Raw genomic sequence first — 10,820 nt, 5'->3', positions numbered from 1 at the left:
AATGAAACAATACCGTCATTCTCTTAAGAATTGTGGCATAACTCAAAGTATGTCTCGCAAAGGAAACTGTTATGACAATGCCGTTATTGAAAATTTCTTCGGTATCATGAAATCGGAATTTCTGTATCGAAAAGAATTTGAAAGTATAACACATTTCAAACAAGAATTAGCAAAGTATATAGAATACTATAATCATAAAAGAATTAAGGCAAAATTAAAGGGTATGAGCCCAGTACAATACCGGGCTCATACCCTAGAGCCTGCCTAATGAAACGACCTGTCTAACTTTCGGGGTTCACTTCACTTGTAGGTATGTGGATTGAAATTATGTGTTTGTTAAAGGAAAAGTTAAAGGATATGGTCGCACCTTATATAGATGTGTGGGTTGAAATAGTAGTGCATTATACTCACCGAGGGTCCAATTTTTCCGCACCTCTTTTAGGTGCATGGATTGAAATACCAGATGGTGTTGCGATGATAAATTTCGTGCTGGTGGCACCTTGTATAGGTGCACAGATTGAAATCAGTTTAAACTCTTAGCAAAAAAGGATACAGAGAAGTCGCATCTCTTATAGATGCGTGGATTGAAATATCAAAGTGGGTGGCCTTTCTAAAACACCTTAATGTCGTATCTCATGTAGGTGCGCGGATTGAAATCGCTAGCGCTACACGTCTAAAGGGATTGTATGGGCTTCACACCTCTAGTAGGTGTGTGGATTGAAAGTGGTAAAACACTTATAGTATTCAATTAAACCTTAACGCATTACTCGGATACTTTTTGACTATCATCCTTCATAAGCTTGAGGAAGCAGGATTTTTTAGGTAATGCGTTAACTTTAATTAAAACTTCTTGAAATATATACCTATATTATATAATATGTAGGTATATTGTTAGTTTATTTGATTCCGTTTATTCCCACACTTTTTTTGTGTTGTGGTTGAGTTGTAGAAGCAAGTTGCGTCTTGTTTCAATTGTGAAAGGGCTTCTTTGAGCCGATTAGTGTATATATAGCTTATTTTGCTATGCACATTTTTAATCGACTTGAAGAAGCTCTTTTTGTGTTGTTTTCAAGTTCGCAGGCTGGATTATGATTCATAACAAATTGCAAATTAGAGGAGATATGAAAATGAAAAAAGATTGTAGACACTTAAGATTAGTACCAACAGCAGAGGAACATAAAACACGAATGGAAAATAACCAGAAGTCATATGCTGCATCAGCAATGTTAATCCAATCTAGATCGAGAATTAATCAATTGCGAGGTTGCTTAGAGGCAGAAATCATATTTCCTGATGGTAAAATGCAATATTTTAGACCAAACGCCATTCATGAAAAGGAAGCCATTCAAGAAATTACGTTATTTATTGAAGGCATACAGGAAGCAAAAGGAGGCTATGTTATCTTATGGCGCTTTGTCGGGCAACAAAGTTTTTATCATGGTACAAAGATCGTAGCTGAACCGAAGTTTCGTAAATTTATGCGTAAGCTGAAAGATTATTTTTTTGACTACGAGGAAGTTGTTTATGAGATTGAAAAATAAGGAAGACAGAGGGATAGATATGAAAAAAGATAAGATTTTGGTAGTGTTAGATGATCCAAAAGAGCAGGAAACAAGAGAGCAATCTCAAGAGCCGGATGATATATTAGCTGGTTTGGATGAGCTATCGGAGATTACAATGATTTACTACCGTTTTAATAAAGTCGAGGTAGTGTATAGAGGGTAAAAGGAAGAACTAAGTGATGTATATACTTGGATCTTCCTTTTTTTATTGTAAAAAAGAACTTGGAGGGGAATATTATGTTTACAAAAATTTTTATTGGTCTATTTTGTTATGTATTTTTGGTAGTTCGTAATTCAAAGAAAAAATTTCTAATAGAAGAAGCCAAGAAAAAAGAAATGGAAAATAAACCGGTGGAACGCCCCGTTTATTGGTGCCCAAGAGAAAATAAACCTATTGGAAGGGAACAAGAGCGTGTTACTGTTCCAACAAAAGAGATCACCTTAGAAAAGGATGTAGCAAGTATATATGATTTAGTTGCTACATCTGTTCATAAGAATCTGGGTGAGGAAGAGAGTAACAGATTCAAAAATGAGGATATAGAAGAAGTGGAGTATGCTGAATCTTTTCATCATACTCCTACTCCTGAAGTTGTTTGTGATATTCCTTTTCCAAGTGATGAGGATATACCTGAAGAATTATTCGAATATGAGGACATGTATCCACAACCAGAATATGTTTCAATTCCACCGGAAACGGAACACGTTTTTCCTGTTCAACAAGGAGTAGCTGATGTTGAAGATATGGATTTTGTGAGGTGGACTGCAAAAGTAATAGAACAAGAACAAGAACTAACACGTGTCATAAATATGTCTAATAAAAAGCGTTATTGGATTCATACAGAGGGAGAGATATTACCGAAAAATCAATTACTGTATATGAAATTAGAGGTCGATTCACCTTATTCTTATACACTAGTTGAATGGAGTAATAGACAACTAGGGAATATATAGTTCTATTTCCTAGTTGTATTTTCTTAGTTAAATAGCATGAACTACAGCACTTTCCCACTCATTTGTACAAGAATAAAACATTTTTTTATTTTTGTACAAATGAGTGGGACAGAATGATTCACCATATAAGGATATTCGACTATAATGAGACATTGTACGTCATTGTAATATTAAAATGTTTTGAGATTGAAGTGATTAACAGTCTTAAAACAGGAGAATTGAGAACTCTTCGTAATATTACAATGCTTAAAATAGATTAAATCCAAACATGAGGATTATATGAAGTGAAAAATATTTTTGATTTAAAAAAATAACAATTTTGAAAGGTGAATGTAAATGAATATTAATTCCATAAGTAACAATGTAGTAGAAAAATTAGAACAAACGGTGCGCTATGAAAAGAAACAAGTCCAGGTATTACGTGTAAGTAAAAGTAGTTCTAATATACACGCTTACATGATTTTTCCGGAATTCTCAGAGGTTAAAATTTCAAATACCGAACTGGATGAATATATAGAAAACCTGTCAACAAGCGTGAAGTATGTCATTGATCGCAAGTTGAGTCAACAAGAAATTGAAAAACAAAATCATTCTTTCATTATGACGTGTGAAGTCGAGGAAGATGGTGTGATAGATGATGAAACAATTCATTTTAATACGACATATGTCAAACCACCAACAATTGCAAATAAAGTATTTAAGTTAGTGTGTGGATTAGGCAATCGCTTAGATAGCTTAAAAGAGTTACATATTACAGTATTAAATAATAATATTAATCGAATTGAAATTGAGTTTTACAATGAAAATGAAACATATGAGGCAGTAGAAAAAGAAGAAATTGCAAATGCAATTATGGGGGCATATACAAAAGCAAATATCTATTATGCAGCAGATCTTTATTATGCTGCAGAAGGAAATGAAATTAAATTAAAGAGCATTAAACCAAAATTAGCGGGTGATGTGTGATGAAACATGAAAAAGGAATGATAGGGGTCTTATGCACGCTTGTTTTGATGGTTTTATTACTTGTACCCTTACAAGCAGCTCAAGCTTCTGTAAAAGTAGATTTTAATGAATTAAAAGGAAATGATGTTTCGTCATCATTTAAAGATGGACTAAACAATCGAACGAAAACAACAGAGAAAGATGATTCGTTTGGATCATCAATCATACAAAAGATTGAAGGATTGTATGCGCCGGCTTTTAAAGTAGGAGTCAATATCTTTTCTATTTCATTCGTATTAGGCGTTATTGTCATGGTTATGGCATTAATTACAAAGAATGGTCAATGGATGAAGTGGGCAACCGGAAGTATGATTTTCTCATTTATCAGCATGATGTCGATGAGACTAAGTGTGTACTTCTTGTTCAGCTCCGATGTATTTTCGTTTATGAACATCTTTACGGATTTTTTAGACCTGTTTAAAGCAACAGCACTTATTTTCACACCCTTTATGTTAATCGCAGGTATTCGTTTAAGAAGAATTCATGAGAGTACGAAACAACCGGAATATTACCGTTGGGCCAACCGTGTCATAACGGGATCTTGTTTGCTGTGTATGTTAGCCGTACTCGCTCCATGGCTATTTGCTAATATGTAAAGAACTATATATAAAAATAGAAAAGGTACTGAATCTACATTCAGTACCTTTTATCTACCCATTAGGTTCTTTCTTTCATATTCTTCAAATACTTCTTTCGATATTGGTGATAGTATGCCGCTCAAATATACAGCGGTATATAAAAAATATTGCCCATCTTTTGTTTTGATTGTATGAGTACCGTGTTCTTCATTATTTGGAATGATTCGTTCGATTTGTAGTTGTTTTTTATCACAAATGATCTCTTTTATCCTATATAAATTATGTGTCGGTAAACAATTAATATACAAACAAATGCGCTCTAATAGAAATAGAATAATAGTCATTTGTAGAATGAAAGCGATCTTTAATAGAGTTGGTATGGATGCAAATAACACTAGAAATATAGAGATTAAGAAAATATTTAACTTTGAAAACCACTTTTCATATTGATTCAAAGAAATAATACTTTTCTTATTTTGGAACACCTGGAACCTCGTTATAAGGAAAAGAACGGCAAAGATCCCTTCATAACTAAACCAGGTTATCCACTCCGTATCAGTAAGTTCTAGCAATATATAAATGAGACTGGTAGATATGATCAGTGGTACCAGCTGTACCAAACTAAATAGTATGGTATGTTCTAACATTCTTTTCTTATAGATGTGATTAGTTATTGAATCCAAGTTCCTTAACTCCTTCTGCAATTTTCATGATGACACCGCCAATAAGTATATGGTATTCGCCTATTCCTTTTTCGTTTACATACCAGCACATATAGTGCCTAATACCTTCTTTTGCACCATGGTCATGTAAAGGAAAAGGAGATGCGTATTTTTCAGATGACATATTATTATCACCGAAAGGAACCTGTTCTGCAAGTGCAAAACGTTTCTTCGAATCATTTATAATCCAACAACCATAGTTTATTGCCCCAAACCATATTGCGTCTTTATGAATGGGATCAATAGAAGGTTGTGCTGGATAACTTTCAGCTAGTATTTGCGCTTTTTCTTCACGAAGTTGCTGATGTATGTGTGAATTCAATGGATCTTCCGTTCCGATTTCATAGGTTTCCTCAAAATTCCCACACTCATAAGGAATAAGGGGACTATTTGAATCAGCTGCTAATTGTAGACTGCAAGAATCTGATTTTGAAAGATAATATACACAGTCTTTGCAAGTGAAATAGTTTGAAAAGGCTGAATCACTTTCTGGTTCTGTTCCGGTATTATTTACTACAAGTTTTAACATGGCTATCACAATCCTTTTTAGGCTAATTCTTAAATTAATATAGACATCATATCATGCTTATTATTAGATGTAAATATTTTCCAAATAAAAATAACCTTATTAATTTTGAAAGGACTGTTTGTATTGAATAGAAATCGAGAATATATTGCTTTGCGAAATTCTATATTAATAGGCTGGTTACTGACATGTATCGTAATAGGCCTATCTATCTATTTTTCTTCTGTTGTTTATTTATTAATTGGATGTTTCATTCTATCGTTAAAATACGGATTAATGGGTACCGTGAAAAATGTGGAAAAACGTTTGCCTACCTGGGCCAACTTTGGCGTCATTGAAAAGCCAGTAAATAGAAGAGTAACCAGACCTTTTCAGTTTCGAGGTGGGCTCCTTGTTTCATTGGCTTTAGGGTTTATAGAGATGGTGATAAAAGGCTTATGTATCTCATATTTTATTTTAGGATTAGAAACGCATGTCTATCGTTTAATGCGCAGAAATGCAAGGGTGTAAAAAGGAGGACTTTATTATGAAAGTATTGATATTCGAATTGATTCTCATTGCGGTTCTAATACCGTTGAATAGTGTTGTGAAAAAACATGTACCAAAATGGAAAGGGAAAGCTGGAGAGAAACTGGTAAAACGTATACTAAGTAAATTAGATCCAAAAAGTTACTTTGTGTTACATAATGTGACAGTTTATACGGAGTTCGGTGATACAACACAAATTGACCATATTGTTATCGCGGAAACCGGTGTATTTGTTGTAGAGACAAAGAACTATGAAGGATGGATCTATGGAAGTGAGAAAGCGGCAAGGTGGACACAGGGTATTTTTAGAAAGAAATCCTCTTTTCAAAATCCATTTCGACAAAACTATAAGCATATAAAAGCAATTGAATGGGTGATGGAACAACAGCTGCCGTGCATCTCTATAGCAGCGTTTCATCCAAAATGCAGTTTAAAAAGAGTAGATGTTCATTCTAAAGGTAAACACGCCCTATATTATAACGACTTAAAAAGTTGTATTGAATCATATACTGAGGTGCAACTAACAAATGATGAGGTCCAACATATTCATCAAACTATGTTGCGAGCAAACATAACGGATAAGGGTATTGAAAAGAAACATGAGAAGTATCTAAAAAATAAGTTTGCTAAACAATAAGAAATGGAGATAGAGACATGTTATATGTAGTAGGGTTTATCGTAATCTCTATAGTAGCTATTCGTCTTAACATGAAGTATTACAAGCTTAGGGGGAATTTTAAAGATTTTGTAATGAAGAAAAAAGAGTAGAAGATGTCTAATAAAAGGTTTTAAAGTCCATTTCAATTGAAATGGACTTTAGTATTCGCATAAGGTTAAAATAAATCTTTTTTATTATGAAAATTCCCAAGAATGGTGCCTTTACATTTGAGGGAAACAAGAAAGAACCCTATTTAGATGGTGTTGCAAAACTAAAATAAACATGCAATATTATGAATCAGAAAAACTAGCTGAACATGTAATAGATAGTGATTTTGACCATACAAACGTGGCTGTTCCAGCCCTTTATCTTTTAGGTTACTAAACTGTTGTTCAATTTTCCCGCGTTCCTTCATCAATTGTTTGCCAAGGATGGTTTGTATAAAATGAGATAATACACGACGATGTGTACTCTTACTTTGTTTACCATTCCTAGGATTGATTTTCATCAAATTTGGTTACCATACTAGCAAATCCGTCCTTTCTTGAAATAGTTTCGGTTACTATTATTCTTCCAAGGAAACGGATTTTTTTATGCATTCATTTTTGGATATTTATGAGTTTTGCAACACCATCTACATTAGTCATATAATGTATTTTGATTTTAGACTACATATCGTGAATAATAAATCTTAGTTTTTATAGTTATATACAGAAATTCAGATGATTATAATAGATGGATTGATTGTAAAATATATACATTTTCAGTTGATTGGACTACTATTACTTTATATATTGGAAATGGAGGGTGATAAATGTAAAAAAGTTTAGATAAGACTTAAAGCTTTATATTATGAGTTTATAGTTTTGGGAGAAGTAAAAAAAGAATTTTGGGGATTAATTCAAATATACAACAATTTAAGAGTTTTATAATGTCCCCAAAACAAAAAAAATGTATATTTTTACCTAAAGATATCAATTTTCTCGTTTTTGAGGATATATCAATTGTTAGTTTGATAGTGATGTGGCGGGACCCTCGAAAACAGATAGGTAAGAGAATAGTAATCTAGTAAATAAAATATTTTTAAAAAAACATTTACAAATAACACCATAAAAGTTAATATTTAAAAAATAAGAAGATTTTATTTTCTTAATTTTTTAAAAATTAAATTTTCTTATAATAACTATGATTGGGGGGAAATCTTGTGAATGCTATGTTAACTTCATATCATGTAGTGCTTACAGAAAAATATCGTAGTCTTCTTGAAAACAGATGGTTTTGGATGGTATTTGCACTTTTAGTTTTGGGTTCACTTATGGCTTATGCATTTTATTGTACAAGCCGCGGTTATGATTTTAATGGAAATATCAAGCTGAATTGGCCAAAAGTTTGGGAGATGGGCATAGGCTGTAAAGCCAGGTAACTTTTAATAAATGAAAAAAAAGAGTTCAGTAGAACTCTTTTTTTAGGAGATAAATATAATGCTAAAAATAAAAAATTTATCAAAAAAATTTGGAAATCAAGTAGTTATTAATAAATTAAATACTGAATTCTCAAATAATGGAATTTCAGTCATAGTTGGAATAAATGGTAGTGGTAAAACTACATTTTTGAATATGCTAACAAACCTTCTTCAACCAGACTCTGGAAGTATTTCGATAGATGGTTTAATGCCAGGAACAAAAGAGTATAAATCAAAAATCTTTTATCTTCCTTCAGACTTTTATTTACCTGACTACATGACTGGTAAAGAATATGCTGATTTTGTTTTAAGTAGATATAATTCAAGTGCACCTGATCAGTTATCATTTTTCTTGAATCTTTTAGATTTAACTTCTAGTCAAAATAAAAAATTAGAGTCTTTTTCTTTTGGAATGAAAAAGAAAATTCAAATTGCAGTAGCTGCAACAGCAAATACGAATTATATCATCGCAGATGAAATCTTTGGTGGTTTAGACTTTGAAACAGTTATTTTAGTTCAAGAAATTTTTAATATATTAAGCAAGAAAAAGAAATTAATCATAGTTTCTCATGACAAGGGCACATTAGATAGGTTTCCTAATGATATTCGTTTAATGAGGCAAGGAGAACTTACTTCTTTTAAAGGAACGACTAATGAATTAACTAATTTAATTAGACGGGAAGGAGTATTACATGAAAAACTCATTGAAATTCAGCAACATTTTAATCATACTTAAATTTTTTTATAATGATACTTTTCATGGATTGTTTAATCGTCCTTTTTTTAAAAGTAAGTTTAATCGTTATGGATTACTCATCTTTGTTACATTTATATATCTTAGTTATTTTTATTTAAACATGGTGGAATTAAGAATACTTTCTGATGGAATTAGTAGCTCTTCAGCTTCTCAAATTATGTCTGCATCAAAAATTACATTAAGCAGTTACTTTAATGTAGTTATTATCTTAGGTGTTTTTTTATTTATTTTGGTAAATTCTACTGTTAAATTAAATAAAAGTTCATTGTTTTTCGCTAAGACTTTACCTTTTTCCGAAAGGGAAATTAGTATTAGTCAAAAAATTTTTAAATTAAGTGTTACTTTATGTATTTTTGAGTTGGTAATTATAATTGCAGCCCCTATATTAAAATTAATTCATATGTCTATTTTTACAGCAATGTTAGTTTTACTAACATTGCACACGGTATTTATAGCAAGTTTTTTAGTTATAGAATCAGTATATTCTTTTGTACTAGAAAGGTTTACTGGTTCTAAAAAACTATTAATAAATTTTTTATTAGATTTAATGTTTATGACAATTTCTACAATTCATTTATTAGTTACCCGTTTTAAAATTGATTTTTGGGTTAGTCTACAACAAATAACAATTCTTCAAATAACATTAATGGTTTTAACAATAAGTTCTTTCATTGGAATTTTGGCTTATTTTATAAATAATAGGTATTTAGCTAAGGATTCAACGTATGTAGAGGCAAACTATTTCAAAGGTATACCGGTAATTAAAGTTGGACTTGCTACAACTATGCCAGCTATTTTACGAAGTAAAAATTTTTTGTATTTTTCAGGGCTAATTATAATTGTTTCAATCGTTTCAATCGTAAAAAATGATATGTCGAGTACACTCCAAGTATTGGTTTTTTTATTTCCTATTATAGGTTTTGTAGCAATTTCTTATGCTGACGCTACTTTATCAATTCGAAAGTTATTTGATTTGTACGGTATAAAACCTATTGATGAGTTATTATCTCTTCTTGGTATTTCAATCATACTTATGCTCCCGACTCTTATAGTGGGGATTATGGCAGTTAAAAGTATTAATCCTTATATATATGGAATAAACATTTTCTTTGTTGCAACAATTGCAGGATTTTTATTTCCTAAATCCCAAAGTAGTATAAACGAAACAATTTCTGCTCTATTAACAATTGTTATTGTTATAATTCTGTCTGCATTAATCAGTATTGATGGTGCACTTTACCCGGCTCTTTTAGTATTGTTAAGTGCTCTATTTATAATTCTAAAGAAAGAATATGGTGATTCAAAATGAAAATAACAAAATATATTGGTATAGGTTCAATGATTTGGGCTATTGTTTTTTTTATTGATTATATCTATGAATTATTTCAAATCAACGAAAGTGGAAGTGTTACAACATTGACAGGGTTACGTATCACTACTGAGATGACAAAAGAAGAATTAAATACACAATTTGCGCTAACTTGGCAAGCGTTACTTATGTATATAATATTTTTAATCATTTGGGTTGTTATTTCTTTATTAATCAACTCACGAAAACAAAAAAATTATAATGTCAATTGATATGTTATCTCTTTTTTGCATCTATATTTTTTCTATTTTGAGTGTAGTTATATTTCATGAAGCAATTCATTGGCTTTTCGCAAAATTTTTTCATAGACAACCGAAGCTTAAATTCCATTATTTTATAACTCCAATTATAAGTTATAAAAATAATTATAATGATATACAAAATTTAATCATCTCTTCGTCTGCACCCATTATTTTAATAGTTATTGGTATATTTATAGATGGAGATAACAGCAATTTGATAGTGCTCAAGATTATGTGTTTTGCTAATATACTTAATTTATTCCCTGTAACTACAGACGGAGAAGTTATTTTATTATCAATTTTAAATTTATTTAAAAAGGATTATCATGGAAAATAAAAATATAATAAACTACTTACATAACACTTAAAAGGAAATAATAATGAGTGTAGGACGAGCGCACTCCCCTTGAGGTAAATTTCATTTTTTTAGCGAATTTCATAAAGTAAGTATTATGCTATA

Annotated in this window: 14 protein-coding genes and 1 pseudogene; 12 read left to right on the top strand and 3 right to left on the bottom strand. The window is 31.1% G+C overall.

Annotated elements, in window-relative coordinates:
* The 6 genes from C4S65_RS17025 to C4S65_RS34010 all read left to right on the top strand — a co-directional run.
* A partial coding sequence (locus C4S65_RS17025; protein WP_142391547.1) for an IS3 family transposase occupies positions 1-268 on the top strand: 268 nt, incomplete at its 5' end.
* An 859-nt stretch (positions 269-1,127) separates the two neighbouring features.
* On the top strand, positions 1,128-1,541 hold the full coding sequence (locus C4S65_RS17015) for a DUF6018 family natural product bioysynthesis protein (protein WP_097855850.1): 414 nt from the start codon (positions 1,128-1,130) through the stop codon (positions 1,539-1,541).
* Positions 1,525-1,725: a hypothetical protein gene (locus C4S65_RS17010; protein ID WP_097855851.1), complete on the top strand. Its 201-nt coding sequence runs from the start codon at positions 1,525-1,527 to the stop codon at positions 1,723-1,725. The genes C4S65_RS17015 and C4S65_RS17010 overlap by 17 nt, the downstream gene beginning before the upstream one ends.
* Before the next feature lie 74 nt (positions 1,726-1,799).
* Complete coding sequence (locus tag C4S65_RS17005; RefSeq protein WP_103945318.1) at positions 1,800-2,513, top strand: transposase; 714 nt, start codon at positions 1,800-1,802, stop codon at positions 2,511-2,513.
* Between the two features lie 336 nt (positions 2,514-2,849).
* A complete protein-coding gene (locus tag C4S65_RS17000; RefSeq protein ID WP_098277124.1) occupies positions 2,850-3,479 on the top strand; it encodes a hypothetical protein in 630 nt (209 codons plus the stop codon).
* On the top strand, positions 3,479-4,114 hold the full coding sequence (locus C4S65_RS34010; RefSeq protein WP_142391546.1) for a hypothetical protein: 636 nt from the start codon (positions 3,479-3,481) through the stop codon (positions 4,112-4,114). Before C4S65_RS17000 ends, C4S65_RS34010 begins: the two co-directional genes overlap by 1 nt.
* A 50-nt stretch (positions 4,115-4,164) precedes the next feature.
* Here C4S65_RS34010 and C4S65_RS16990 read toward each other — a convergent pair whose 3' ends face one another.
* Both C4S65_RS16990 and C4S65_RS16985 read right to left on the bottom strand, forming a co-directional pair.
* Complete coding sequence (locus C4S65_RS16990) at positions 4,165-4,743, bottom strand: hypothetical protein (protein WP_181032138.1); 579 nt, start codon at positions 4,741-4,743, stop codon at positions 4,165-4,167.
* A 19-nt stretch (positions 4,744-4,762) separates the two neighbouring features.
* The gene (locus tag C4S65_RS16985; RefSeq protein WP_103945316.1) at positions 4,763-5,347 is read right to left on the bottom strand and encodes a hypothetical protein; all 585 of its coding nucleotides are present in this window, start codon (positions 5,345-5,347) and stop codon (positions 4,763-4,765) included.
* Between the two features lie 123 nt (positions 5,348-5,470).
* Between C4S65_RS16985 and C4S65_RS16980 the strand changes: the two genes are divergently transcribed.
* Positions 5,471-5,854: a hypothetical protein gene (locus C4S65_RS16980; RefSeq protein ID WP_098447787.1), complete on the top strand. Its 384-nt coding sequence runs from the start codon at positions 5,471-5,473 to the stop codon at positions 5,852-5,854.
* 16 nt (positions 5,855-5,870) lie between these two features.
* A complete protein-coding gene (locus C4S65_RS16975; protein WP_098447786.1) occupies positions 5,871-6,509 on the top strand; it encodes a nuclease-related domain-containing protein in 639 nt (212 codons plus the stop codon).
* Between the two features lie 292 nt (positions 6,510-6,801).
* Here C4S65_RS16975 and C4S65_RS16970 read toward each other — a convergent pair.
* Positions 6,802-7,032: pseudogene (locus C4S65_RS16970) on the bottom strand (transposase); the annotation flags it as partial.
* A gap of 711 nt (positions 7,033-7,743) precedes the next feature.
* On the opposite strand from C4S65_RS16970, the gene C4S65_RS16965 reads away from it, so the two are divergent.
* The 4 genes from C4S65_RS16965 to C4S65_RS16950 are packed head-to-tail and all read left to right on the top strand — an operon-like array spanning position 7,744 to position 10,330.
* Positions 7,744-7,953: a hypothetical protein gene (locus C4S65_RS16965; RefSeq protein ID WP_098324148.1), complete on the top strand. Its 210-nt coding sequence runs from the start codon at positions 7,744-7,746 to the stop codon at positions 7,951-7,953.
* A gap of 58 nt (positions 7,954-8,011) precedes the next feature.
* Entirely contained in the window at positions 8,012-8,728 is a 717-nt protein-coding gene (locus C4S65_RS16960) for an ABC transporter ATP-binding protein (RefSeq protein ID WP_098324102.1), read from the top strand.
* A complete protein-coding gene (locus C4S65_RS16955) occupies positions 8,685-10,058 on the top strand; it encodes a hypothetical protein (protein WP_098324103.1) in 1,374 nt (457 codons plus the stop codon). Before C4S65_RS16960 ends, C4S65_RS16955 begins: the two co-directional genes overlap by 44 nt.
* Positions 10,055-10,330 carry a hypothetical protein gene (locus C4S65_RS16950; protein ID WP_098324104.1) on the top strand — a complete coding sequence of 92 codons (276 nt, stop codon included), beginning with the start codon at positions 10,055-10,057 and terminating at the stop codon, positions 10,328-10,330. The genes C4S65_RS16955 and C4S65_RS16950 overlap by 4 nt, the downstream gene beginning before the upstream one ends.
* Positions 10,331-10,820 lie beyond the last annotated feature (490 nt).

Origin of the sequence: Bacillus sp. ok061 (assembly GCF_900108285.1) — a bacterium.
GTDB classification, from domain to species: domain Bacteria; phylum Bacillota; class Bacilli; order Bacillales; family Bacillaceae_G; genus Bacillus_A; species Bacillus_A thuringiensis_S.
The sequence above is the reverse complement of the archived record's forward strand: the minus strand, read 5'-3'. Positions and strand labels throughout refer to the sequence as shown.

Excerpts from the sequence above, each read along its gene's own strand:
- C4S65_RS16985 (WP_103945316.1), bottom strand. The coding sequence starts at position 5,347 with ATGTTAAAACTTGTAGTAAATAATACCGGAACAGAACCAGAAAGTGAT.
- C4S65_RS17010 (WP_097855851.1), top strand. The coding sequence starts at position 1,525 with ATGAGATTGAAAAATAAGGAAGACAGAGGGATAGATATGAAAAAAGAT.
- C4S65_RS17005 (WP_103945318.1), top strand. The coding sequence starts at position 1,800 with ATGTTTACAAAAATTTTTATTGGTCTATTTTGTTATGTATTTTTGGTA.
- C4S65_RS16950 (WP_098324104.1), top strand. The coding sequence starts at position 10,055 with ATGAAAATAACAAAATATATTGGTATAGGTTCAATGATTTGGGCTATT.
- C4S65_RS16990 (WP_181032138.1), bottom strand. The coding sequence starts at position 4,743 with ATGTTAGAACATACCATACTATTTAGTTTGGTACAGCTGGTACCACTG.
- C4S65_RS34010 (WP_142391546.1), top strand. The coding sequence starts at position 3,479 with ATGAAACATGAAAAAGGAATGATAGGGGTCTTATGCACGCTTGTTTTG.
- C4S65_RS17015 (WP_097855850.1), top strand. The coding sequence starts at position 1,128 with ATGAAAAAAGATTGTAGACACTTAAGATTAGTACCAACAGCAGAGGAA.
- C4S65_RS17000 (WP_098277124.1), top strand. The coding sequence starts at position 2,850 with ATGAATATTAATTCCATAAGTAACAATGTAGTAGAAAAATTAGAACAA.
- C4S65_RS16955 (WP_098324103.1), top strand. The coding sequence starts at position 8,685 with ATGAAAAACTCATTGAAATTCAGCAACATTTTAATCATACTTAAATTT.
- C4S65_RS16960 (WP_098324102.1), top strand. The coding sequence starts at position 8,012 with ATGCTAAAAATAAAAAATTTATCAAAAAAATTTGGAAATCAAGTAGTT.
- C4S65_RS16965 (WP_098324148.1), top strand. The coding sequence starts at position 7,744 with ATGTTAACTTCATATCATGTAGTGCTTACAGAAAAATATCGTAGTCTT.
- C4S65_RS16975 (WP_098447786.1), top strand. The coding sequence starts at position 5,871 with ATGAAAGTATTGATATTCGAATTGATTCTCATTGCGGTTCTAATACCG.